This window comes from Sphingomonas sp. HITSZ_GF, assembly GCF_029543155.1.
GTDB lineage: Bacteria > Pseudomonadota > Alphaproteobacteria > Sphingomonadales > Sphingomonadaceae > Sphingomonas.
Window position 1 is genome coordinate 369,095 of the sequence record NZ_JARQXA010000004.1, and the last position, 22,668, is coordinate 391,762.

Genomic DNA, 22,668 nt, shown 5'->3' on the forward strand with positions numbered 1-22,668 from the left:
GCGCTGGCCCCCCGCTAGGCTGCGGCGCATGGGACATGATTCGCGCCTCCAGCCGTTCGATCCTTCCGATCCCTATCGCCGGGAAGCCCAGACCTTTCCCGAGCTTTCCGACGACATGACCGCCCGCATCACCGGCTTCGGCACGGTGGAGGAACTGCCCGAGGGCGGTTCGTTGTTCGAGCGCGGCGATCGCAGCGTCGATTTCTTCCTGATCCTCGACGGCGCTGTCGAAGTGCTCGACGCCGATGCCAAGGGCCAGGAATGCCTCGTCCATCTCCACGGGCCGCGCCAGTTCACCGGTGAGCTCGACCTGTTCAACGACCGCAAGATCCTCGTCACCGCGCGCGCGCGCGCCGGCACCCGGGTGGTCCGCGTCGGCCGCGCCGCCTTTCGCCGGCTGATCGCCGCCGAGCCCGATATCGGCGAAGTGGTGATGCGCGCCTTCATCCTGCGCCGCGTCGGCATGATGCTGCACGGCGAGGCCGGGGTGGCGCTGATCGGGCCCGGCCATGCCGCCGATACTGCCAGGATCGAAACCTTCCTGCGCCGCAACGGCCTGCCCCATCGCCGCATCGATACCGAGGCCGATGTCGATGCCGGGGGTTTCCTCGAATGCTTCCAGCTCACCGACGCCGATCTGCCGGTGGTGCTGGTCCGCGGCCAGGCGCTGCGCCGGCCGAGCAACGCCCAGGTCGCCGATGCGCTGGGCCTTACCGTCGAGCTCGACCAGAACCATGTCCATGACGTCGCGGTGGTGGGCGGTGGCCCGGCGGGGCTGGCTTCGGCCGTCTATGCCGCCTCCGAAGGGCTCGACACCATCGTGATCGAATCGATCGCGCCGGGCGGGCAGGCGGGCACCAGCTCGAAGATCGAGAATTATCTGGGCTTTCCCACCGGCATTTCGGGCCAGGCGCTCGCCGGGCGGGCGCAGGTGCAGGCGCAGAAGTTCGGCGCGCGGCTGCTCGTCTCGCGGGGCGCGGCGGGGCTCGACTGCTCGGGTGCACCCTTTGTGGTGAAGCTCGACGACGACACCGAAGTGCGTGCCCGCGCCGTAGTGGTCGCCACCGGTGCCCGCTACCGCAAGCTCGACTTGCCGCGCTATGCCGAGCTGGAGGGCAACGGCATCTATTATGCCGCCACCGCGATGGAGGCCGGCCTCTGCGCCAACCAGGAAGTGGTGGTGATCGGCGGCGGCAATTCGGCCGGGCAGGCAGCGATGTTCCTCGCCCGCACCGCCGGGCACGTCCACATGCTGGTGCGCGGCCCCGGGCTGGCCGAGACGATGTCGCGCTATCTGATCGAGCGGATCGAGGCTTCCGACCGGATCACGCTCCATCCCTTCACCGAAGTGACCGCGCTGGAGGGCGAGCGGCATCTGACCGGGTGCAGCTGGACGCACCGGCACAGCGGCGAGTCGGTGCAGCGGGATATCGGCGCCTTGTTCGTGATGATCGGCGCGGTGCCCTCGACCGACTGGCTGGAGGATTGCCTGGAGCTGGATTCCGCCGGCTTCGTGAAGACGGGCAGTGGCGAGACCTTCTTCTGCTCGTCCAAGCCCGGCATCTTCGCAGTCGGCGACGTCCGCTCGGGATCGGTCAAGCGCGTCGCCTCGGGCGTCGGCGAGGGATCGGTGGTGGTATCGTCGATCCACCGCTACCTTGAAAGCCTGCGCCAATAGCGGCAAAGGGCTGGCCCATGAGTGACACGCCTCCCGACCGCCTGTCGGTCAACCAGAACAGCCCCTATTTCCAGCGCGAGCTGCTGGAGCGCGGCATCGGCATCCGCTTCAAGGGCAACGAGCGCCGCGACGTCGAGGAATATTGCATTTCCGAAGGCTGGGTCCGCGTCGCGCTGGGCAACAAGGTCGACCGCAAGGGCAACCCGCTGACGATCAAGCTGGTCGGCCCGGTCGAAGCCTGGTTCGAGCGGCCTGCCGAAGGCGCCGCGGACGACAGCGCCGAGGGCTGATCCTCAACCATCCGGTTGAGCGATTCGTTGATTCCGTTGACTCGCTTTCATGTGCGGGGCCGACGTTCAACCTTTCGGTTGCGCGTTATGTTGACGCGCGCGGACGGGCAGGCGCGTGCGGTCTCGACGGTGAGAAAGAGCCCGCCGGAAGTGGCGGGCGAAATCCTACATTTCAAGTAGCCGGCTCCTGCTGCGGCGCGGAGTGTTTGCCCTATTTTACTTCGTCACCCTGAACTTGTTTCAGGGTCCAAGGTCGGGCCTGGCCATGGCGAAGAAGATCGGGCGGCGCCGCCTGCCGCACCTTAGATGTTGAAACGAGTTCAGCATGACGGCGGGGGTGGGACAGCGGTTCGGCGATTCCTAGAGAGTGGGCCAGGTCGTTCCATTCCGGGTTCTGGCGCTCGATCAGGTTGAGCTTCCAGTCGCGGTGCCAGCGCTTGAGCTGCTTCTCGCGGGCAATCGCTGCATCCATGCATTCGGCGACTTCATACCAGACGAGCCGATAAGTCCCGTACTTGCTCGCGAAACCGCCGGTCACGCCCGTGCGATGCTGGAAGAGCCGGCCGGGCAGGTCCGAGGTGACGCCGATGTAGATCGTGCCTCTCGGTCCACTGGCGAGGATGTAGGTGCAAGGGGTGCGGTCCCTCGACACCCTTACCGCCCGCCGCACCTTGGATGCTGAAACAAGTTCAGCATGACGCTTAAGCGAACGCCGCCCGGGCTGCGTCCTCGAAGGCCTTGAGCGCGGCGAGGTGGGGGAAGGGGCCGTGGCTGATCCGGGCCACGCCGGTCCCCGCGACGGCCCGAGCATCGGGGGCGCCGGGAAAGGCCATGAAGTTGACCGGCAGCGGCACTGCCCGCGCCACACGCTCCAGCAAGGCGAGATCGGCAAGGCCCGGCACGAAGAAGCCGCTGGCGCCGGCATCGGCATAGGCCTTGCCGCGCGCGATCGCCGCATCGGCCATCGTTTCGTCATGACTGTCGCCAGGGGCGATCAGGAAGATGTCGGTGCGGGCATTGAGGAAGAAGTCCGGCCCGACGGTCCAGCGGATCGCGGCGATGCGGGCCGCCTGGTCCGCGACGCTGTGCATCTCCCGCGCCGCCGTGCCGTGGCTGGTGACGATCTGATCCTCGAAATTGCAGCCGATCGCCCCGGTAGCGGCGAGCTTCTCGACATTGGCGGCGACTGCATCGGGATCGACGGCATAGCCGCCCTCGAAATCGACGCTCACCGGCAGCGATACCGCCGCCGCAGTGCGGCGGGCATTGGCCAGCGCCAGATCGAGCGGCAATGCCTCGGCATCGTCATAGCCATGCGCGGTGGATACCGAAGCGCTGCCGGTGGCGATCGCCTTCGCCCCCGCACGCTCGGCCACGCGCGCGCTGCCTGCGTCCCACACGTTGAACAGGATCACCGGATCGCCCGGGACGTGAAGCGCGGCGAAGGACTGGAACTTGGACATGGAGAACCCCTGTTGTTCTTGTAATGTTCTATAGGAGCGGGGCGGGCGAGGCAAGAGTCCGTGGGCTCTGGGTTGACCGCGATGGGAGGGCGGGAACGCGTTCCGGTCTGCGCCGCAGGGGCGAGGTGCCAGTGCACCCTTCATTATGGAAATGGCCGGGGGCGCTGCCGGCGCGGGTAGGAACTCTGCTTAGCCTGGATCTGGCTATTGGAACCCTCTCCCCTTTGGAGAGAGGGTGGGGAGAGGGGGCTCTCCTCGCGCGACTGTCCGATGCGGAGAGGTCACCCCCACCCAACCCTCCCCCATCAAGGGGGAGGGCTTTTGGGATCAACGCCAATTGAGTCCAACGCTAGTGGACGAAGCGCGCGACGACGTCGCGGTAGGAGCGGCTGACCTTCACCTGGGCGCCCGAATCGAGCACCAGGAAGCATTCGCCATTGGTGTGCGGCTTGACCTGGCGGACCAGGTCGAGATTGACGATGGTCGAGCGGTGGACGCGCTGGAAGCGGCGCGGATCGAGGCGCTTTTCCAGATCCTTCATCGTCTCGCGCAGGATCAGCGTGTTGTCGCCGGTATAGATGCACATGTAATCGCCCGCGGCGTCGATCCGCTCGATCGTGTCGACGTCGACGCGGAAGATCTGGCCGCGATCCTTGATGTTGATCAGCTTCTCGAAGCGGTTGGAGGCGACTTCGCCGTCCATCGCGGAAGCGGCGATCTCGTCGACCGCCTCCGGGGCGACTTCGGCGAGCACTTCCTTGAGCTTCTCGATCTCCTCGACACCGCGCTTCTCGCTGAGGCGCTGGCGGACGCGCTCGATCGTGTCGGCCAGGCGCGCGGGCTCGACCGGCTTCATCAGATAATCCATCGCCTGCGCCTCGAAGGCGCGGATGGCATGATCGCTATAGGCCGTGACGAAGACGAACAGCGGCGGTTCGATCTCCATCAGCCCCTGGACGACGGAGAAGCCGTCGAAGCCGGGCATCTGGATGTCCAGGAATACAAGGTCGGGCTTATGGGTCTTGATGGAACGGATCGCCTCGCGTCCGTTCGAACATTTGTCGATGATCTCGACATCTTCATGTTCCTGGAGCCTCAGCTCGAGCCCCTGAATGGCCAGGGGTTCGTCATCTACCAGGATGGTGCGGATGGTCATGCGGCCTCTCGATTAGGTTCCTCGATCTGGAACGGTATCTCGATCTCAACGCTGAACCCCTTCCCTGGGTCCGAACGCGCCTCGAATCGATGGTCAGGCCCAAAAGCCTGGGCCAACCGCTCCTTGATATTGGCGAGCCCCACGCCAGTTGAAAGGGTCGGACGCTGCCTGGCCTCGATCAATCCCGGACCCGTATCGGATACGGCGATCTGCACTCGTTCTCCGGCGAGCCGAGCGGAAACGGTGATATCGGCGCCCTCTTCCTGGGGCGTGACGGCATATTTGATCGCGTTTTCGACCAGCGGCTGGAGCAGCAGCGACGGCAGCCGCGCCTTGGCGACGCGCTCGTCGATCTCGAAATGGGTGCGCAGCCGCTCGTCGAAGCGCATCTTCTCGATCTCGAGATAGAGCTTGAGCGTCTCCGCCTCCTGCTGGAGCGTGACGTGCGCGGTCGGCTCGTTGGCCAGCGTGTAGCGCAGGAACGAGCTGAGGCGGCTCAGCATGATGTTCGCCCGCTCGGTCTGCTTGAGCAGCACCAGCGTCGAGATCGAGTTGAGCGTGTTGAACAGGAAATGCGGATTGAGCTGGTAGCGCAGCATCGCCAGCTGGGCCTGGCTCGCCTGCATCTCCAGCGCCTGCATCTGATCGATCTGCCGCTCGACGATCAGATAGAAGTTGATCGCGAAATAGAGCGCGGACCAGCCGGCCAGCACGGTGAAGTTGATGAACACCGTGCCCGTGACCAGCGTGAGCGTGATGCCGGGGGTGGGCATCTTGACGAAGGAATAGATGAACGCGTCGAGCACCGCATAGATGATCGTGGCGATGCCGAGCGTCGCCAGGGTCAGCAGGATCGAGGGGACGCGGGGCAGCTTGCGATAGGTGCCGTAGAGCGCCGAGAGCAGCAGCGTGAGGCAATAGCCGATGATTGCCTCGACAATGCCGGCGATCGCGCCTTCGATCGGCTGCGAGTTCGACACCGAGGAAACCGTGCGCAGCAGCAGATAGCCGGTCCAGCCGCCGGCCTGGAGCATCCAGAAGGCGCGGTTCTTGTCCTCGAAGAACGGACGCGACAACGCGGCCGGCTGCTTCAACGGCTGGACGAGGAACGGAGAGCTTGGGTCCAGGGTAGCCACGTCCTGCCTCTAACACCGCTCGCCGAGCGGGGCAAAGAGGCGTAGCGTCGCGGCGCCGGCGCAAGACCGGCACGAAATGGGAGAGCGAGGATGGACCAGGGCGGCGAACGCGCGAAATTCCATGCGATGGCTGAGGGCACGGCCGAGGACTGGGCGATCATCGGCGGCGCGTTCCGCGGCTTTGCTGGCGGGCTGCCCGACCGGATCCTGACGCATCTGAAGCTGCTCGACGGCGATTTCGGCGGCTTTGCGATCGACCGGCTCGAGCATTCGCTGCAGACCGCGACGCGTGCGCACCGCGACGGCCGGGGCGAAGACTATGTGGTGATGGCGCTGCTCCACGACATCGGCGACACGCTGGGCAGCTACAATCATCCGGAGATCGCCGCAGCGATCCTGCGCCCCTTCGTCAGCGAGGAACTGCACTGGATCGCCGACAGGCACGGTGCCTTCCAGGGCTATTATTTCTTCCACCATCTCGGGATGGACCGCGACGTGCGCGAGGCGTTCCGCGGGCATCCGCATTTCGAGGCCTGCGCGGAATTCTGCGAGAAGTACGACCAGGCGGCGTTCGACCCCGCCTATGCCAGCGCGCCGCTTGCCTTCTTCGAGCCGATGGTGCGGCGGGTGTTCGCGCGGCCGATCAACAGCCTCTACGCCAGGGCGGCCGAGCTGGCCTGAGGCGATCGGGGAAAGTACCCAAACGAAAACCGCCGCCCCGGTTGCCCGGGACGGCGGCTGTTTCGTGCTTGCAGCGATGTCTTAGAAGGACACCACCAGCGAACCCGTGATCGAGCGCGGCGTGCCGATGATGGCGTTGCCGATCGAGTAGCGGTTCGGCAGGCCGACGAAGCCCGACGAGCCCGACAGACCGCCCACGTAGAAGCGGTCGAACAGGTTGCTGACGTTCAGCTGGAAGAACGTCTTGTTGTCGTTCAGCAGACGGCCGAAGTTGAAGCGCAGGTCGAGATCGACGACCGCATAGGCCGGGATCTTCGCGGTGTAGATCTGCACTTCCTGACCGGTCGGGCAGAGGCCGCCCGAGGTCGAACCGGCGCAGGCATAGACCGGCAGGTTCTCGTCGTTGACCCAGCGCGGACCGGTGTACTTCGACTGCACGCCGAAGTCGAACAGGCCCACGGTGCCCTGCACGCGGCCACCGAACGTCCAGTTCGGCGAGCCGCCTTCGCTCTTGCCGGCCGTCTGGAAGTAGTTGGTGACGCCCGCCGAGGTCACGCCCGCCTCGATGTTGTCCTGGATCTTCGAGTGCAGGTACGAACCGAAGACATAGACCATCAGGTCGCGGGTCGGACGATACGAGATCGACGCATCGAAGCCGTACTTATCGACCTTGCCGAGGTTGCGGTAGATGCTGGTGTCGCTCTCGATGTCATAGACCGAGACGGTGCGGTTCTGGAACTTGGTGTACCAGCCCGCGAGCTGCGCCTGGATGCTGCCCGAGTTGTAGCGCAGGCCCAGGTCGAAGCTGTCGGTCGTCTCCGGCTTCGGCGTCGCCTGCTCCGAACCTTCCGCATAGTAGAAGGAGTTGTACAGGTTGTCCGTGCCCGGGACCGAGAGGCCCTTGGCATAGCTGGCATAGACGCTGAAGCCGTCGCCGAACTTGTAGGTCAGGCCGACGTTCGGCAGCGCGCGGTTGTAGTTGAACTCACGCTTCTGCGGCGCGGAGAAGCCGATCACGCAGGCGCGGGTGGTGACGGCGCACGAGCCGGTAGCCGGACGCGCGACGGTGGCACCGAGGCTGTTGACCGCAGTCGCCTGGCCCGGTGCAAAATACGCATAGGGGTTGGCGAGGCCGTAGGCGGCGGCGCGGCTCGGCGAGACGCACGAGACGTTGCCGTTGGCGGCGACGGTGAAGCAGCGCTGATCCAGGCGACGCTGGAAGAACGGTGCGCGGACGCCGATGTTCACGATCAGCGATTCGTCGAGGAACTGGCCGCGATACTCGCCCGAGACCTGGTTCAGCATCGCGATCGACTTGCGGTCACGCTTCTCGATCGGCGCGCCGTACCCGTCGAGGATCGGATCGTTGACCGGGAAGACGTCGAGCGGCTCGCCGTTGGTGGCCAGGAAACCGGCTTCGCCGGTCTGGCGGTGACGGCCATAGTCGAACGTGTAGTTCAGGCGGACGCGGTTGTTCTCGTCCAGGTCGTAGGCGAGACCGGCGACCGCGCCGAAGCGGCGGGTCTGGGTCTGGCTCGGCGCGATGCCGGTGACCGAGGTGTTCGGGGTGACCACGCCGTCGCCGTTCAGGTCACGGCCGGTGTAATAGGCGAAGCCGCCCGGCGAGCCGTTGCCGGTGTTGCCGGTGGTGTTGATCACGCCGGTATAGGTGGTCGAGGTGCAGGCGACGCGGCTGGTGTTGCCGATGGCGCCGCAGCCTTCGTACAGCGTGACCGTGCCGCCACCGTTCGCCTTGGTGTACTGGTAGCTGGCGTCGAGCGTGAACACGAGCTTGTCGGTCAGCGAGAAGCGCGAGCCGAAGCGGACGCTGCCGGTGTTCGACGGGTTGTAGCGACGGTCATACTCGGTGCCGCAGGCCGCGCCGGCGGTGGTGCCGGTCGCCGGGGTCGGGCCGCCGATCACGCACGGATAGTTGATGTTGTAGTAGCGCTCGTCGCGGGTCCAGGGGAAGCGGTTGGCGCTGTTCGGGCCGACGACGCGGTAGCCGGTCTTGTTGATATAGGCCGGGGTGGTGCCGGCGGCCGGGACATAGGTGTAGGTCTGGTACGCGTCGTTGCGCAGCGGAACCGAACCGAAGAAGTTGTTGCGGTTCTCGTTGTACTGGCCGGCGAGCGAGATGAAGTCGCCATTGTCGCCCAGGCTCTTATAGATGCGGGCGTTGTACTGCTGCTTCTTGAGCTTGCCGTAGTTGTTGAACGGCTGGCGCGCATCGAGGCTCGAGGCCGAGAAGAAGGCGCGGACACCCGAGTGCGCGATGTCGCCGGTGTCGACCATGCCGAACACGCGGAACATCGGGCGGCTCATGTTGTTGCCTTCGCCGATATAGTCACCATAGGTGCCCGACAGCATGCCGCCGAAGGTCTCCGAGGGGACGCGCGTACGGATGTTGACGGTGCCGCCGACGGCCGAGGCCGTGGGGCTGTCCACGTCGGTGGTGCCCAGGTTGACGCTGACCGAATCCAGCGTTTCCGGATCCTGCTGCTGGTTGGTGTAGATCGCGTAGTTGCCGGTGTCGTTCAGCGGAATGCCGTCCAGCGTCTGCGAGATGCGCGAGCTGTCGAAGCCGCGGATCGTGAACGTGCCGCCGGCAGCGCCGGTCGCGTCGTTGTTCTGGAAGCTCACACCCGGGACGAGGTTGATGATCTCGTTGACGGTCTGGCCGGGGCGCTGGCGCGAGATGGTCTCGGCACCAACGGTCACACGCGACTTCGGCACGTCAGGGATGGTGATCTGGTTGGTGTTGACGCGAGAACCGGTGACGACGATTTCCTCGCCTTCGAAGTCCGCGGAACCGGTCGACTGCGCGAACGCGCTCGCCGGGACCATCAGCGCGGCAAAAGCCACGCCCGCAAAAAGCTTGGTGCGCATTAGAGGTGTTTCCCTTTCGGTGTGTGCTTATCGTGTGCACTGACGCGGTGTGCTTCACCGTCGTCGCCGCCCATGCGATTAATTTATGTCGGTCCTGTGACAGTCAATCCGAGTCCTGCGGAGGGGGCCTGTTAATCGACAATTCAGCTTTGTTGCGTTGCAAAAAAGTCACTGCGCTCCGGCGACGATTTCGAGCCATTCCCCCTCAGAAATCACGCGAATCTCCAGTTCTGCGGCCTTTTTCAGCTTCGAACCCGCGCCGGGGCCGGCAATCACCAGATCGGTCTTGGCGGACACCGATCCGGCGACTCGGGCACCCAGCGATTCGGCCTGGGCCTTGGCTTCGTCGCGACTCAGGGCTTCCAGCGTGCCTGTGAAAACCAGCGTTTTCCCAGAGACTTCCGATTCGCGGGTCTCGACGATGAAGGGCGGCGGCGCGACTTCGCCGAGCAGGTCTTCCCACACGGCGCGGTTATGCGGTTCGTGGAAGAAATCGGCCAGCGCCTGGCCGACGGCACCGCCGACATTCTCGACGCCGATCAGCTCGGTGATCGCCTTGTCGAGCCGGGCGCGGTGTTTCGATTCGGTCTCACCGATCTGTGGCGGCGTTGCATCGCGCATCGCGATGATCTCGTCGGCCAGCACCTGGAGCGCGGGCAATGTTGCATAGCGTTTCAGCAGGTCTCGCGCGGTGATCGCGCCGATATGGCGGATGCCGAGCCCGAAAAGCAGGCGCGCCGCATCGGGTGCGCGCTTGGCCTCGATCGCCGCCATCAGCGCATCGACCGATTTTTCCTGCCAGCCTTCGCGGCCGAGCAAGGCCTCGCGGTGCGCGGCCAGGCGGAAGATGTCGGCGGGCTCGGCGATCCAGCCGAGGTCGAGGAACTCGATCAGCGTCTTCTCGCCCAGCCCCTCGATATCGAGCGCACCGCGGCTGACGAAATGCTTGAGCCGTTCGAGCCGCTGCGCCGGACAGATCAGCCCGCCGGTGCAGCGGATATCGACCTCGCCCTCCTCGGCCACCGCCTCGGAATCGCAGATCGGGCAATGGCTGGGGAAGGCCCAGGGTTCGCGATCCTCGTCGCGCGTCAGGTTCTCGACGATCTGCGGGATCACGTCGCCGGCACGCTGAAGGACGACGCGGTCGCCCGGGCGCACGCCGAGCCGAGCGATCTCGTCGGCATTGTGGAGCGTGGCGTTGGTGACGACGACGCCGCCGACGGTGACCGGCTCGAGCCGGGCGACGGGGGTGAGCTTGCCGGTGCGCCCGACCTGGATGTCGATCGCGCGCAGCGTCGTCTGGGCGCGCTCGGCGGGGAATTTGTGTGCCAGCCCCCAGCGCGGGAAACGGCCGACAAAGCCAAGCCGCGCCTGCCAGTCGAGCCGGTTCACCTTATAGACCACGCCGTCGATATCGAAGGGCAGATCGGCACGCACCGCTTCGATCCTCTTGTACTGCGCCAGCGCGGCGTCGAGATCGACGGGGCCGATGAACAGGTCGGACACCGGGAAGCCCATTGCCTCGATTGCGCGGATCACCTCGACCTGGGTCTCGCCCGGCAGCGCGGTGGCTTCGCCCCAGCCCCAGGCGAGGAAGCGCAGCGGGCGCGACGCGGTGACCGCGGCATCCTTCTGGCGCAGCGAGCCGGCAGCGGCGTTGCGCGGATTGGCGAACTGGCGGGCTTCCTTGCCGGCCTCCTCCGCCTCGGCGAGCAGCCGGGCGTTCAAGGCGGCGAAATCCTCCTTCGCCATATAGACTTCACCGCGCACCTCGAAGACCTCGGGGGCGCCGGCGATCGCGTGCGGGATGTCGGCGATGGTGCGCGCGTTCGGCGTCACATCCTCGCCAATCTGGCCGTCGCCGCGGGTGAGCGCCTGGACCAGCCTGCCATTCTCGTAGCGGAGCGAGCAGGAAAGCCCGTCGATCTTGGGCTCGGCGGTGAGCGCCACGGCTTCGGCATCGCCCAGGTTGAGGAAGCGGCGGACGCGGCCGAGAAAGTCGGCGACATCCTCGTCGTTGAAGCCGTTGTCGAGGCTGAACATCGGCCGGGCATGCGCGACCTTGGCCAGTGCGCCGGAAGGGGCGGCACCGACCAGCTTCGAAGGCGAATCGGCGCGGACCAGATCGGGGAAGGCCGCCTCGATCGCAGCGTTGCGCCGCATCAGCGCGTCATAGGCCGCGTCGCTGATCTCGGGGGCGTCCTCGGCATGATAGAGGCGGTTGTGGTGCGCGATCTCGGCGGCGAGCGTCTCGAGCTCGGCGGCGGCGGCTTCCGGAGTCTGGGGGATCGGATCCATGGCGCCGGGTTAGGCTGGCGGCGGCTTCGCGATCAAGCGCGATCGCGCTTGAAGACGCGCGGAGGCGTAACGACATAGCGGCCAATGCGCGTGATCCGGATCGTACTCGCCGCCCTGCTATGGATCGTGGTGGCCTTCTGCCTGGTCGCGACCGCGGCGCCCTTCTTCCTCGACCGCATCTATTATCGCGGACCGGTGAGCAGCCATTTCGACGGGCAGCACTTCTTCAATCCCGATGGCGACGCGCTCGACATCTCGGCGAACCGGCGCAACCGGCTGCTCTGGCAGCAGGCGTTCGGCGACCCCACCCGGCCGGCCTGGCCCGACCGTGTCGCGGTGACGCCCGGCAAGCCGCCGGCGCGCGTGACCGGCGCAGATATGCGCGTGACCTGGGTGGGGCACGCCACCGTGCTGGTGCAGGCGGACGGCGTGAACATCCTCACCGATCCGGTGTGGAGCGACACCGTCGGCCCCTGGGGTTTCGGGCCCCGCCGCGTGGCCGAGCCGGGCGTGCGCTTCGAGGACCTGCCGAAGATCGATCTCGTCCTCGTCAGCCACAATCACTATGACCATATGGACCTGACGACGCTGGGGCGGTTGTGGAAGCGTGATCGGCCGCTCGTCGTCACTTCGCTCGGCAACTACAGTGTGATTGAGGGTGCCGGCGTGCCGAGCCGCGCGCTCGATTGGGGCGGGCGGATCGCGCTGCGCCCCGGCGTCGCGGTGACGGTGACGCGCAGCCATCATTGGGGCAGCCGCTGGTTCTCAGATCGCAGCCGTGCGCTCTGGTCGAGCTTCGTGGTGACGCTGCCGCACGGCAATTTCTTCTTTGCCGGCGATACCGGCCTTGGCGACGGCAAATGGCCCGCCGAGGCGGCGGCGCTGGGTCCGATCCGGTTTGCCGCGATCCCGATCGGCGCCTTCCGCTTCGACGAGGGGCAGATGGCGAGCGGCAGCCATATCGGGCCGAAGGACGCGATCCGGGTTTGGGACGGGCTGGGCCGACCGCCTTCGCTGGCGGTGCATTGGGGTACCTTCCGCCTGTCGCGCGAGGGCTATGCCACGCCGCCCCGGATGCTGGCCGGCATGCTGCGCTGCGCGGGCGAGAATCCGGCGGGTTTCGCCGGGCACCGGATCGGCGAAACCTTCGCGGTGCCGCTGCCCGGCGTCGCATCGCCGGCGCCTGACTATGCGGGCCTCGAGCGCTGCATCGGGGCCGGACGCTTCGACGCGCTGCGCTGATGCGCCAAAACGGGCGGGCGGCCTGATTTCAGACGCTTGAAGGGACTCGGGCGCAGGGTTTATCCTCCGGCGAATCCGGGAGGGGTCCCCAAGTGAACGACCGCGCGATGGGCGCCGTGCGACGCTATGATACGACGATCGACCGCGCCGGGCTTGCGCTCGGCGTCGGCAGCGCGTTCGCGGGGCTGATCGTGCTTGGGCTGCTGCTGCTCGGCGGCAAGCGCGACGCGTTCAGCCTGGTGAGCGGCTGGCTGATCGGCAGCGTGATCGCCGGCGTGGCGATCACCGCGGTGGGCGGGCCGCTATGGCTGGTGATGCACGTCGCCGGGCTGCGCCGTGCGCGCCATGCCGCGCTGGTCGGCGCGATCACCGCGCTCGCCATCTTCGTTGGCGCGCAGACCTATGGCTTCGGGCTGTTCGAGATGCCGCCGATGGACAATCGCGCGCTGCTGCTGCGCTGGCTCAGCGCGATCGCGACGAGCGGCGTGCTAGCGCTGTTCGCCGGCGCGACGGGAGTGCTGATGTGGCGGATCGCCTATCGCCGCGAGCGCTAGGCTCCCGGCTTATTTTGCGCATTCCCCGGTGCGCTGGCCATTCAGCTGCATCGTCATGACGACGCGCTGGGTTCGATCGACAGGCTGGCGATCCACATCGAGGCGGATGGCGAAGCGCTCGGGCGTGTAGCTGCCCGACACGGCGACATCGATCCTCTCGCCAAACTCCTCGCCCTCGCAGCTGAGCTGGCCGGCAAAGCTTCCGCCGCCCATGGTCAGGCGCTGATAATGGCACTTCTGGCCCTGCATCTCGAAGATCTGCGCCGGCTCGGGCGCGGCGAGATCGGTGCCTGACTGGCAGACGCTTTCGGTCGTCTTCTGCTGCTTCGCCTTGGCGATCAGCGCGTCGCGCTCGGCGGCGGCGGGCTGGCCGGGCAGGTCGAACGCAGTGATCGCGATCATGCGCTCCCATTGGCCCATGCGCATCGGCCCGCCCGGCCGCGCCTTCCAATAGGCATCGGCCACCTGCTTTGCGGTGGCATCGGTGAGGGTGAAGCCGTCGCTGGCGCGGCCGGCGCCGGTCAGCAGCACCAGGGCGGTGGCTGCAGCGGGCGCCGCCAGCGCGCGGATCACGCCTTGCATTCGCCCAGGCGCTTGCCGGTGATCCGCACCGTCATCGAGGTTTGCTTGGTCTGGCCCGGCACGGTCTGGCTCTGGCTCATCGTCAGGTCGTAGCTGGTCTTGGTCTGGCTGCCGGTGATCGTCATGTGCGACTTGCCCATCGGCGTGTCGCATTCCATCACCGCGTCGATCTTGCCGCCGACGACCTTGTACTTCGGGAAGGTGCAGCCGCGCTGCATCGGCGAGAGCTTGGAGACGTCGATCGGCTTGACGTCCTCGGCCTTGCGGCAGCTGGTCTCGGTCTTGGGCGGCTTGCCGAGCTCGGCCTTCATCTGCGAGGCGATCGGCTCGGGCACGCCCCCGGTCTCGAGCGCGACGAGCTGGAAGCTGTTTTCCCACTGGCCCGGCTGCGCCGCGGTCTTGGCATCCGCCGCCGCGCTCTGCTTGGCGACTTCCTCCATGCTGGCGTTCTCGAGGCGAATCTCCCCGGTCTGACGCGCGCTCTGCTCGGTCGAGGGGCCCTGGTTGCAGGCGGCGAGCGGGAGCAGCGCTCCGGCGGCAAGAATCGTCAGGCGCATCTCAATCCCCTGGGGTTGGCGTATGGCGCAGCCACACTCGAAGTCGCGTCTGAATACAAGCCTAGATCGGAAGTGCATTGGCGTAGGCGCAAGGTATGAACCAAATCGGTTCATAATGTTCTTGATTTGTTCTAATTGGGTCCCATCTATCTTCGATAGGGAGAGGATGGGATGGCTTTGGGGCGATCGAATTCGCGAAAGGTTGAGAGCCCTTTTGCGGTCTATTTGCGAACGGGCTACCGGGCGGCACCCGGGGTCGAGCTCAAATTCAACCCCTGGCACGATACCGAGAACGGGCGTTTCACCTTTGTCGGGCAGGGGCGCTATTATCAGAACGGCGCCTATCAGGACCGCGACGCGGAACGCGGCATCACGCAGCGCGACCGCGAGGCCGGCGCAAGGGACATACGCGCCGCCTATGGCGGGCGCCGGCAACCTTCGGCGCGGGATCCCTATGTTCCCGACTATAGCGATGCGAGCCCGTGGCATCCGGCTAATTGGAGAGTCTATTACGTCAAACGGGGCGACAGCCTGACCAGCATCGCGCGGATGCGAAAAGGTCTGACCGTTGAATATCTCACGGGTCTCAACCGCATTCCGACAGGAAAATTGCGCATCGGGCAGATGCTCATGCTGCCCACGCAGCGTGCGCTCGATGAAGCGAAGGACGCGCGAAAGAAGTTCATGGAGCTGGCGACATATCGAATTCTACACGATGGTCGAGATCCACCCGATCCGGCGAATCCTCCGTCGGTAATCGCGCAGGCGAATGAGATACGGCATCATTATATCGCCAACGGATACAACTTCTATACCGACGTTACTGAAAGAATTCAGCGCGTTAGAGCGGATTTGTATCTAGGAGATGGCGGGCGGTCTCGCTACACGCAAATAAATGCAGGAAAGCCGGACCGACTGTCATCGGATCAAGGCGGGCATATCATCGCGGTGCGATTCAACGGCCCCAGATTTTTCTTCAATCACTTTGCCCAAGATGCCTCTTTCAATAGAAGCGCGTACGCCTCACTTGAGGCTGGCTGGGCGGCGTTGAAGGAAGCGAAGCATAGCGTTTCCGTTGATATTCACTTCTTTTACGAGGGATTGTCGCGGCGCCCGACGACGGTTCAAGTGGAATGGTGGGTGGATGGCGAGCACCATAAGCGTATTTTTCCAAATTCTCCGAAGGCGAAATTAAAATGAATAGCCGAATGGAAGAGTCTTTGCAGAAGGTGGGGCGCCTTATGGCAGAAGCGGTGGGTGGCGACCCAGAGGGTGCTTTTCTATATGCTGAAGTTGAATCTGGGGCATTTTCGTGGGGACTATTTATAGATCGCGGTGAGTACGTGGATTATATCTACGATAATACTTCGATAGACGATGCCGTATTGTCTTTGTGGGAAGCTGCGGCGAGCGGAAAGGAATGGAGTGGACTTGCCTATGCGATTGTCCATGGCTCGTTGGATGCGGAATTCTACTATCCGGACAGCTGGGACGAAGCCGAAATATACTCTGATCGACGCAAGCGTATCCTGGCCGATCGATATGGCGATAAGCCGATAAAATACCCCCCTCCGCCACTGGGCGCGATCGAGCTGTAACAATCGGCGCGATTGCCGCAGCCCGCGCCGCTTCCCATATTCCCTCCAATGGCAATCCAGATTCGCACCAGCCTGGACGAACCCGAGACCGGGCAGAGCTTCGTCCCCCATCGCCCGCAACGCCCGGAGAAGTCCGAGGGCGGCAGGCTGTTCAAGCTCGTCAGCGAGTATGAGCCCTCGGGCGACCAGCGCTTCGCGATCCCCGAGCTGGTCGAGCAGGCGCGGCAGGGCGAGCGCGACCAGGTGCTGCTCGGCGTCACCGGCTCGGGCAAGACCTATACCATGGCCAAGGTGATCGAGACGCTGCAGCGCCCGGCGCTGGTGCTGGCGCCCAACAAGATCCTGGCGGCGCAGCTCTATGGCGAGATGAAGAGCTTCTTCCCGGAGAACGCGGTCGAGTATTTCGTCAGCTATTACGACTATTACCAGCCCGAGGCCTATGTGCCCCGGTCCGATACCTACATCGAGAAGGAAAGCTCGGTGAACGAGGCGATCGACCGGATGCGGCACTCCGCCACCCGCTCGCTGCTCGAGCGCGACGACGTGATCATCGTGGCCTCGGTCAGCTGCCTCTACGGCATCGGCTCGGTCGAGACCTATTCGGCGATGATCTTCGACCTGAAGAAGGGCCAGTCGGTCGATCAGCGCGAGGTGATCCGCAAGCTCGTCGCGCTCCAGTACAAGCGCAACGATGCCGCCTTTGCGCGCGGCAATTTCCGGGTGCGCGGCGACAGCCTCGAGATCTTCCCGTCGCACTATGAGGACAGCGCCTGGCGCATCTCCTTCTTCGGCGACGATATCGAGGAGATCACCGAGTTCGATCCGCTGACCGGCGCGAAGGTGGCGAGCCTCGACTATGTCCGCGTCTTCGCCAACTCGCACTATGTGACGCCCGGGCCGACGATGAAGCAGGCGATGGAGGGCATCCGCCACGAGCTGACCGAGCGGCTCAAGGAGCTGGAAGCGGAGGGTAAGCTGCTCGAGCATCAGCGGCTGGAGCAGCGGACGAACTTCGACCTGGAGATGATCGCGGCGACGGGCAGCTGCGCGGGGATCGAGAATTACTCGCGCTTCCTCACCGGGCGCCTGCCCGGCGAGCCGCCGCCCACCTTGTTCGAATATCTGCCCGAGAACGCTTTGCTGTTCGTCGACGAGAGCCACCAGACGATCGGCCAGATCAACGGCATGTCGCGCGGCGACCATCGCCGCAAGGTGACGCTGGCCGAATATGGCTTCCGCTTGCCCAGCGCGATCGACAACCGGCCGCTGCGCTTCAACGAATGGGAGGCGATGCGCCCGCAGACCGTCTATGTTTCGGCCACGCCCGGCGGCTGGGAGATGGAGCAGACTGGCGGCGTCTTCGTCGAGCAGGTGATCCGTCCCACCGGCCTCATCGATCCGCCGGTGGAGATCAAGCCGGTCGAGGAGCAGGTCCAGGACCTGATCCAGGAGTGCAAGGCGACAACGGCCAAGGGCTATCGCACTTTGGTGACCACGCTCACCAAGCGCATGGCCGAGGACCTAACCGAATATATGCACGAGGCGGGGGTGAAGGTCCGCTATATGCACTCGGATACCGAGACGCTCGAGCGCATCGAGCTGATTCGCGACCTGCGGATGGGCGTCTATGACGTGCTGGTCGGCATCAACCTGCTGCGCGAGGGGCTCGACATCCCCGAGTGTGGTCTCGTCGCGATCCTCGATGCCGACAAGGAAGGCTTTCTGCGCAGCGAGACTTCGCTGATCCAGACGATCGGCCGCGCGGCGCGCAATGTCGAGGGGCGCGTGATCCTCTACGCCGACCGGATGACCGGCAGCATGGAGCGCGCGCTCGCCGAGACCGGGCGCCGCCGCGAGAAGCAGCAGGAATATAATGCCGAGCACGGCATCACGCCGGAGACGGTGAAGAAGAATATCGGCGACATCATCGCGCATGTCGCCTCGAAGGATCAGGTGACGGTGGAGATCGACGCCGATCGCCCGCACATGGTCGGCCACAACCTCCGCGCGTACATCGAGGAGCTCGAGAAGAAGATGCGCGACGCGGCGGCGAACCTCGAGTTCGAGGAAGCCGGGCGGCTGCGCGACGAGATCCGCGCGCTCGAGGCCGAGGAGCTCGGCCTGCCCGAGGAGGAGCGCAAGGCGCCGATCATGGGGCGGTCGAACGAAGGCAAGCCGGGTACGCGCAAGACGCGGTATGGCAAGGTGCAGAAGAAATGGGGTGGTGGCGGCCGGCGCTAGTTGCAACTGCGCCCGTTTCTGCTATGTTCCTGTGTCTCGGCTGGAGCGGTGAAGTCGAGTTCTAGTCAGAAATTGCCGCCCATGGTGATCGCGTCGTTTAGTGTGATGCGTCCGATCTGCGGGCAACTGACTATGATATTGAGTTTTGCTGACAAGGCGGCTGAGCGCATCTGGAATGGTGAGCGTTGTCGATCGCTTCCGGCGGAGATCCAAAACCGAGCCTATTTGCGCCTCAAGATGCTCGACGCGGCGGAGACATTAGAAGACCTTCGTAACCCACCAAGCAATCGTCTTCACGCGTTAAAGGATGATCGCGCCGGGCAGCACTCGATTTCCATTAACATGCAATGGCGTATATGCTTTGCTTGGCGCGATGGAGGCGCGGACGGTGTCGAGATCACAGATTATCACTAATCCGGATTGGCTTCACAACGCGCATGCCGGCGAGATGTTGGACAGTGAGTTCCTCCAGCCGCTTCAAATGGATGCAGGCGTGTTGGCCGCTGCAATCGGCGCCTCCGCCGATCATATCCGCGCAGTGATAGCGGGAGATCTGCCCATGGACGCCGAATTGGATCTGCGGCTCGGACGCTATTTCGGAATGTCCGAAGGCTTCTTCCTAAGGCTCCAGGATCAGTATGAACTCCTCGAAGCCAAGCGTGCGCTGAACGGCGAACTCGACCGGATCGTCCCGCGCGCCGCCTGATCCGCCGCCAAGCCGGTTGAGCCGCCCCGGTACTTCCCCCATAAGGCCGCGCATGCATCGCAAGCTGCTCGTCTTCGCCTCCGCGCTCGCCATTGCGGGCTGTTCGGAAACGCCGCCGATCGTGCCGCCGCCCGCGCCGCGACCAGCGCCGACCCCCACGCCGGCCCCGGCGCCCGTGCCAACGCCAACGCCGGCGCGCAGTGCCGATTGGCGGGACTGGCCGCTGACCCCGGGCAATTGGGCCTATCGCCAGGACGGGCGCGGATCGATTGCGTTGTTCGGCGTCGCGGGCGGGGAGGCCGAGCTGACGCTGCGCTGCGACAGCGGCCGCGGCCGCGTGGTGCTGTCGCGCAAGGGCGAAGGTGTGGCGGGCGTCACGCTGCGCACCACCAGCACGCTGCGCCAGCTGCCGGTCCAGCCGGTGGCGGCGGGGAGCTCGCCCTGGCTCGCGGCGGACCTGGCGCCGCGCGATCCGGTGCTCGATGCGATGGGCTATAGCCGTGGCCGCTTCCTCGTCGAGGCTGCCGGTCTGCCGACCCTGGTGGTGCCTGCCTATGCCGAGATCCTGCGCGTCGCCGAGGATTGCCGCGGATAGTTCTTCCGCTCTCGCGCATTGATCGCGCGAGGAGGATGCCATGATCCGCAAGCTCAAGTCCGGCCAGTATCGGCTCTATTCGCGCAAGCTCGATCCGGAGACGCACAAGCGCCGGAATCTCGGCACGTTCGACACGCGGGCGGCGGCGGAGAAGCACGAGCGCGAGGTGCAGTACTTCAAGCACCACTAGCACCGGGCAGGATGGTTGGTGGCTGGGCTGTGGGGGAAGGGCGACCGCCTTTCGGGCCCAGAATTCCAGAATCGCTCAGAAAAAGATTTTATACAAGACTTGTTCTGCGACTCGCGGTGATTCAATGTGTTGGCGTGCCCTTCGAGGGTACGTGCTCTTCAACTGGCGAAAGGAGGTGATCCGATGTCTCATGGTTCAGCAATGGGGTCGGTTCAGTTCGTTCGGGAGACGCACCGCTGAGCTTTTGACGCGATCGGAAGCCCTCCGATCGTAAGGCGCCGGGAGGTATTCTCCTCCAATCAACGGCGCCAGTCCGAAGCAAAGCGGTCCGCATGGTCTCCCGGGCTGGAGCTTCCGGCCGCTGACCATGTCGGAGGTCGCCGGGTCGTCGGGAGACGCCCCGGCGGCCTCTCTCATTTTGGGGAGACGCACATGGTGCCCGCACTACGCTGCGCCGGTCCTGCCTTGCTTCTTCTGGCCGCGGCGCCACCGCAGGACAGCGCCAGCCAGACTAGGCTGATGGACCGGATCGAGCGCATGCTCGTCCTGCCGAAGGAGGCGCAGCCTTTCGCCCGCTATGGTCGCAATTATGCGCTGGCCGGGCCCGATACGGTCCGTGCGGTCTATGTGGTGCCGCCGCCGCGTTCGAGCGCAAATACAGGGTGCAGCGTCGCACTGCCCGACTTCAAGTGGCGTCCCTGCACCGCGCGCGAAATCGCCGCGATGATCAAGTCGGAGGATGAAAATATTGCGTCCCAAGCGCGAGCCGGGCAGCGGCGCTGGCACGATAAGGCTTCCAGCCTCCCCCTTGTCGATGACGGCGGCTGCACTGTGATCATGATCGAGTACAGTATCTCTCGCGATCGGATCACCAGCACCACTTGTAATGGATTTGGTTGATAAACTGCATTTCAGCGCGGATCGAAGATCGACCAGCCGGTGTGCTGTACCAGGCGCTCGAGCGCGAGCGTGCCGAGCTGCGAATTGCCGCGCTCGTTTAGGCCGGGCGACCAGACCGCGATCGAGGCGATGCCCGGCGCCACCGCCAGGATGCCGCCGCCCACGCCCGACTTGCCTGGCAGGCCGACACGGAAGGCGAACTCGCCCGATCCGTCATAATGGCCGCAGGTGAGCATGAGCGCATTGATGCGGCGCGCGCGGCGCTGCGAGATGATGCTGAGCCCGGTATCGGGCTGCACGCCGCCGGCCATCAGGAAGCGGCCGGCGCGGGCGAGCTGGCGGCAGCTCATCGCGATCGCGCATTGGTGAAAATAGACGCCCAGCACTTCCTCCGCCGGACGGTGGAGGTTGCCGAAGGCCCGCATATATTGGGCGAGCGCGAAGTTGCGGAAGCCGGTGTCCTGTTCGGCACGGGCGACCGCCTCGTCGACATGGATCGCCTCGTCGCCGGCGAGCCCGCGCACGAAGCGCAGCATCTCGCCGATCACTTCGCGCGGCGCGCCGCGCCCCAGCAGCACATCGTCGACCACGATCGCGCCGGCATTGACGAAGGGATTGCGCGGAATTCCCTGTTCGGTTTCGAGCTGGACGATCGAGTTGAAGGCGCTTCCCGAGGGCTCGCGGCCGACGCGCTGCCAGAGCTGATCGCCGACGGCGCCGAGCGCCTGCGTCAGCGCGAACACCTTGGATATCGACTGGATCGAGAAGGCGAACCCGGCATCTCCGGCCGCATATTCGCTGCCGTCAGCCAGCACGATGGCGATGCCGAAATGCGCGGGATCGACTGCGGCGAGGGGTGGGATATACTGGGCCGGCGTGCCGCGATCGGGCGCCGCGGCCATCTCCGCGGCGATATCGGCAACGATCTGCGACAGGCGTTTCATGCGCGCTTGCTGGACGGCGGGCCTAGGGCTTCGCCGGTTCGCCTGCGCTCTTCGCGACGGTCTTGGTAATCTGGCCCATCTGCGAGGCGGCGCTGCGATTGCCGCGGCCATAATAGAGGCCGGAGAGATAGGCGCGGTCGCTTGGCGTGAGCGTCGCCGGACCGTCGGTCGCGCCGGGCTCGAACAGGCGCAGGATCGTGTCGTCGTCCGCGGCCAGCTTCTCGGGCCTGGTGCGCATCATCCCACGCATCGCCGCATAATCGGCGACCTGCATCAGCCGCTTGCCGAGCGTCGCGCGCGTCTCGATCACGACATAGGCGAGCTCGATCTGCTGCTGCGTCGATGGGTTGATGATCGAGGCCTGGGGGATGACCAGCACCGGCGTGCCATTGCCGATCGAGATGCGCGACTGGTTCATGCTGGTCTCGCTCTCCCGCGAGGCCGAGCTGCCGACCGCGCGGCCATCCTCATTGTGAATGCCGGTGACGGTCCAGCTGCGCGCGGTGGCCTGGGAGTCGAGCAGGCGCTTGCGATCGCTCGGCTCCATGCCGAAGAACTGGCCGGGATAGAGCCGATAGAGCTCGCGCGTGAAATCGCGGCCATTGTCGACGACGACGACGACCAGATTGGGCCGACAGTCGGACCCGCCGGGTTCGGCGCCGGCTTCGGCGGCGATCTTGCGGATCCGCGCATCGACCTTGGCGGCATAGGCTTCAGTGAACCCCACCACATAGGGGCAGACTTCGTCACCGAAGCGTGCCAGCTGGCCCTGCACCGGCGCCGACATCCGGCCGACCAGCTTGCGCGCCTGCTCCCGGGGGCTCAGCGTCTTGCCGCGCACGACGATGGTGGACTGGGGATCGGGATCGGCATGATCCTGCGCGATGGCCGGGCTGGCCATGAGCAGCGCCATCGCCGCACCGATACCGTGAACCAAAGCTCGCATATGCGCCTCACCCGACAATTCG

The 22,668-nt window shown here is 65.3% G+C and carries 22 protein-coding genes and 1 pseudogene; 13 read left to right on the top strand and 10 right to left on the bottom strand.

The genetic code is table 11. The features are described 5' to 3' along the window. The first annotated feature begins 28 nt into the window (after positions 1 to 28). Positions 29 to 1,678, top strand: a complete 1,650-nt coding sequence (locus P6144_RS13570; RefSeq protein ID WP_277768294.1) for an FAD-dependent oxidoreductase — start codon at positions 29 to 31, stop codon at positions 1,676 to 1,678. 17 nt (positions 1,679 to 1,695) lie between these two features. Then, positions 1,696 to 1,968, top strand: a complete 273-nt coding sequence (locus tag P6144_RS13575; protein ID WP_277768295.1) for a DUF3297 family protein — start codon at positions 1,696 to 1,698, stop codon at positions 1,966 to 1,968. A gap of 343 nt (positions 1,969 to 2,311) precedes the next feature. Here the strand turns inward: P6144_RS13575 and P6144_RS13580 are convergent. The 4 genes and pseudogenes from P6144_RS13580 to P6144_RS13595 all read right to left on the bottom strand — a co-directional run. Next, positions 2,312 to 2,620: pseudogene (locus P6144_RS13580) on the bottom strand (GIY-YIG nuclease family protein); the annotation flags it as partial. A gap of 49 nt (positions 2,621 to 2,669) precedes the next feature. Then, on the bottom strand, positions 2,670 to 3,431 hold the full coding sequence (locus P6144_RS13585) for an isocitrate lyase/phosphoenolpyruvate mutase family protein (RefSeq protein ID WP_277768296.1): 762 nt from the start codon (positions 3,429 to 3,431) through the stop codon (positions 2,670 to 2,672). Positions 3,432 to 3,780: 349 nt separating this feature from the next. Next, the gene (locus tag P6144_RS13590) at positions 3,781 to 4,587 is read right to left on the bottom strand and encodes a response regulator (RefSeq protein ID WP_277768297.1); all 807 of its coding nucleotides are present in this window, start codon (positions 4,585 to 4,587) and stop codon (positions 3,781 to 3,783) included. Continuing rightward, entirely contained in the window at positions 4,584 to 5,621 is a 1,038-nt protein-coding gene (locus P6144_RS13595) for a histidine kinase (protein WP_277768420.1), read from the bottom strand. The genes P6144_RS13590 and P6144_RS13595 overlap by 4 nt, the downstream gene beginning before the upstream one ends. Positions 5,622 to 5,813: 192 nt before the next feature. Between P6144_RS13595 and P6144_RS13600 the strand changes: the two genes are divergently transcribed. After that, positions 5,814 to 6,404 carry an HD domain-containing protein gene (locus tag P6144_RS13600; protein WP_277768298.1) on the top strand — a complete coding sequence of 197 codons (591 nt, stop codon included), beginning with the start codon at positions 5,814 to 5,816 and terminating at the stop codon, positions 6,402 to 6,404. Between the two features lie 81 nt (positions 6,405 to 6,485). Here the strand turns inward: P6144_RS13600 and P6144_RS13605 are convergent, their stop codons facing one another. Continuing rightward, on the bottom strand, positions 6,486 to 9,293 hold the full coding sequence (locus P6144_RS13605; RefSeq protein WP_277768299.1) for a TonB-dependent receptor: 2,808 nt from the start codon (positions 9,291 to 9,293) through the stop codon (positions 6,486 to 6,488). Positions 9,294 to 9,461: 168 nt separating this feature from the next. After that, positions 9,462 to 11,591: an NAD-dependent DNA ligase LigA gene (gene ligA / locus P6144_RS13610; RefSeq protein ID WP_277768300.1), complete on the bottom strand. Its 2,130-nt coding sequence runs from the start codon at positions 11,589 to 11,591 to the stop codon at positions 9,462 to 9,464. 84 nt (positions 11,592 to 11,675) lie between these two features. Between ligA and P6144_RS13615 the strand changes: the two genes are divergently transcribed. Both P6144_RS13615 and P6144_RS13620 read left to right on the top strand, forming a co-directional pair. Continuing rightward, positions 11,676 to 12,833 carry an MBL fold metallo-hydrolase gene (locus tag P6144_RS13615; RefSeq protein ID WP_277768301.1) on the top strand — a complete coding sequence of 386 codons (1,158 nt, stop codon included), beginning with the start codon at positions 11,676 to 11,678 and terminating at the stop codon, positions 12,831 to 12,833. Positions 12,834 to 12,925: 92 nt separating this feature from the next. Further along, positions 12,926 to 13,387 (top strand): hypothetical protein, encoded by a 462-nt coding sequence (locus P6144_RS13620; RefSeq protein WP_277768302.1) that lies wholly within the window; start codon positions 12,926 to 12,928, stop codon positions 13,385 to 13,387. 9 nt (positions 13,388 to 13,396) lie between these two features. On the opposite strand, the gene P6144_RS13625 is transcribed toward P6144_RS13620, so the two are convergent. Next, a complete protein-coding gene (locus P6144_RS13625) occupies positions 13,397 to 13,969 on the bottom strand; it encodes a DUF3617 family protein (protein ID WP_277768303.1) in 573 nt (190 codons plus the stop codon). Then, complete coding sequence (locus P6144_RS13630; RefSeq protein ID WP_277768304.1) at positions 13,957 to 14,526, bottom strand: DUF3617 domain-containing protein; 570 nt, start codon at positions 14,524 to 14,526, stop codon at positions 13,957 to 13,959. The genes P6144_RS13625 and P6144_RS13630 overlap by 13 nt, the downstream gene beginning before the upstream one ends. 171 nt (positions 14,527 to 14,697) lie before the next feature. Between P6144_RS13630 and P6144_RS13635 the strand changes: the two genes are divergently transcribed. The 8 genes from P6144_RS13635 to P6144_RS13670 all read left to right on the top strand — a co-directional run bounded on the left by P6144_RS13635 (position 14,698) and on the right by P6144_RS13670 (position 20,756). Continuing rightward, on the top strand, positions 14,698 to 15,726 hold the full coding sequence (locus tag P6144_RS13635; RefSeq protein WP_277768305.1) for a DNA/RNA non-specific endonuclease: 1,029 nt from the start codon (positions 14,698 to 14,700) through the stop codon (positions 15,724 to 15,726). 8 nt (positions 15,727 to 15,734) lie between these two features. Further along, positions 15,735 to 16,124, top strand: a complete 390-nt coding sequence (locus P6144_RS13640) for a hypothetical protein (RefSeq protein ID WP_277768306.1) — start codon at positions 15,735 to 15,737, stop codon at positions 16,122 to 16,124. A gap of 48 nt (positions 16,125 to 16,172) precedes the next feature. Then, positions 16,173 to 18,365: an excinuclease ABC subunit UvrB gene (uvrB, locus tag P6144_RS13645; RefSeq protein WP_277768307.1), complete on the top strand. Its 2,193-nt coding sequence runs from the start codon at positions 16,173 to 16,175 to the stop codon at positions 18,363 to 18,365. Positions 18,366 to 18,413: 48 nt separating this feature from the next. After that, positions 18,414 to 18,779 carry a type II toxin-antitoxin system RelE/ParE family toxin gene (locus P6144_RS13650; RefSeq protein ID WP_347275820.1) on the top strand — a complete coding sequence of 122 codons (366 nt, stop codon included), beginning with the start codon at positions 18,414 to 18,416 and terminating at the stop codon, positions 18,777 to 18,779. Further along, the gene (locus P6144_RS13655) at positions 18,739 to 19,071 is read left to right on the top strand and encodes a HigA family addiction module antitoxin (RefSeq protein WP_347275821.1); all 333 of its coding nucleotides are present in this window, start codon (positions 18,739 to 18,741) and stop codon (positions 19,069 to 19,071) included. The genes P6144_RS13650 and P6144_RS13655 overlap by 41 nt, the downstream gene beginning before the upstream one ends. 52 nt (positions 19,072 to 19,123) lie before the next feature. Beyond that, complete coding sequence (locus P6144_RS13660; protein WP_277768309.1) at positions 19,124 to 19,666, top strand: hypothetical protein; 543 nt, start codon at positions 19,124 to 19,126, stop codon at positions 19,664 to 19,666. Positions 19,667 to 19,706: 40 nt separating this feature from the next. Continuing rightward, positions 19,707 to 19,856 carry a hypothetical protein gene (locus P6144_RS13665; RefSeq protein WP_277768310.1) on the top strand — a complete coding sequence of 50 codons (150 nt, stop codon included), beginning with the start codon at positions 19,707 to 19,709 and terminating at the stop codon, positions 19,854 to 19,856. 432 nt (positions 19,857 to 20,288) lie between these two features. Beyond that, entirely contained in the window at positions 20,289 to 20,756 is a 468-nt protein-coding gene (locus P6144_RS13670) for a hypothetical protein (protein WP_277768311.1), read from the top strand. A gap of 11 nt (positions 20,757 to 20,767) precedes the next feature. On the opposite strand, the gene P6144_RS13675 is transcribed toward P6144_RS13670, so the two are convergent. Together P6144_RS13675 and P6144_RS13680 are read right to left on the bottom strand one after the other, a co-directional pair. Beyond that, the gene (locus P6144_RS13675) at positions 20,768 to 21,700 is read right to left on the bottom strand and encodes a glutaminase (protein WP_277768312.1); all 933 of its coding nucleotides are present in this window, start codon (positions 21,698 to 21,700) and stop codon (positions 20,768 to 20,770) included. A gap of 22 nt (positions 21,701 to 21,722) precedes the next feature. After that, positions 21,723 to 22,646 carry a hypothetical protein gene (locus P6144_RS13680; RefSeq protein ID WP_277768313.1) on the bottom strand — a complete coding sequence of 308 codons (924 nt, stop codon included), beginning with the start codon at positions 22,644 to 22,646 and terminating at the stop codon, positions 21,723 to 21,725. Between the last annotated feature and the right edge of the window lie 22 nt (positions 22,647 to 22,668).

Coding starts and splice junctions, on each gene's coding strand:
- P6144_RS13570 (WP_277768294.1), top strand. CDS start 29: ATGGGACATGATTCGCGCCTCCAGCCGTTCGATCCTTCCGATCCCTAT.
- P6144_RS13575 (WP_277768295.1), top strand. CDS start 1,696: ATGAGTGACACGCCTCCCGACCGCCTGTCGGTCAACCAGAACAGCCCC.
- P6144_RS13585 (WP_277768296.1), bottom strand. CDS start 3,431: ATGTCCAAGTTCCAGTCCTTCGCCGCGCTTCACGTCCCGGGCGATCCG.
- P6144_RS13590 (WP_277768297.1), bottom strand. CDS start 4,587: ATGACCATCCGCACCATCCTGGTAGATGACGAACCCCTGGCCATTCAG.
- P6144_RS13595 (WP_277768420.1), bottom strand. CDS start 5,621: ATGCTCCAGGCCGGCGGCTGGACCGGCTATCTGCTGCTGCGCACGGTT.
- P6144_RS13600 (WP_277768298.1), top strand. CDS start 5,814: ATGGACCAGGGCGGCGAACGCGCGAAATTCCATGCGATGGCTGAGGGC.
- P6144_RS13605 (WP_277768299.1), bottom strand. CDS start 9,293: ATGCGCACCAAGCTTTTTGCGGGCGTGGCTTTTGCCGCGCTGATGGTC.
- ligA (WP_277768300.1), bottom strand. CDS start 11,591: ATGGATCCGATCCCCCAGACTCCGGAAGCCGCCGCCGCCGAGCTCGAG.
- P6144_RS13615 (WP_277768301.1), top strand. CDS start 11,676: ATGCGCGTGATCCGGATCGTACTCGCCGCCCTGCTATGGATCGTGGTG.
- P6144_RS13625 (WP_277768303.1), bottom strand. CDS start 13,969: ATGCAAGGCGTGATCCGCGCGCTGGCGGCGCCCGCTGCAGCCACCGCC.
- P6144_RS13630 (WP_277768304.1), bottom strand. CDS start 14,526: ATGCGCCTGACGATTCTTGCCGCCGGAGCGCTGCTCCCGCTCGCCGCC.
- P6144_RS13635 (WP_277768305.1), top strand. CDS start 14,698: ATGGCTTTGGGGCGATCGAATTCGCGAAAGGTTGAGAGCCCTTTTGCG.
- P6144_RS13640 (WP_277768306.1), top strand. CDS start 15,735: ATGGAAGAGTCTTTGCAGAAGGTGGGGCGCCTTATGGCAGAAGCGGTG.
- uvrB (WP_277768307.1), top strand. CDS start 16,173: ATGGCAATCCAGATTCGCACCAGCCTGGACGAACCCGAGACCGGGCAG.
- P6144_RS13655 (WP_347275821.1), top strand. CDS start 18,739: ATGGAGGCGCGGACGGTGTCGAGATCACAGATTATCACTAATCCGGAT.
- P6144_RS13660 (WP_277768309.1), top strand. CDS start 19,124: ATGCATCGCAAGCTGCTCGTCTTCGCCTCCGCGCTCGCCATTGCGGGC.
- P6144_RS13665 (WP_277768310.1), top strand. CDS start 19,707: ATGATCCGCAAGCTCAAGTCCGGCCAGTATCGGCTCTATTCGCGCAAG.
- P6144_RS13670 (WP_277768311.1), top strand. CDS start 20,289: ATGGTGCCCGCACTACGCTGCGCCGGTCCTGCCTTGCTTCTTCTGGCC.
- P6144_RS13675 (WP_277768312.1), bottom strand. CDS start 21,700: ATGAAACGCCTGTCGCAGATCGTTGCCGATATCGCCGCGGAGATGGCC.
- P6144_RS13680 (WP_277768313.1), bottom strand. CDS start 22,646: ATGCGAGCTTTGGTTCACGGTATCGGTGCGGCGATGGCGCTGCTCATG.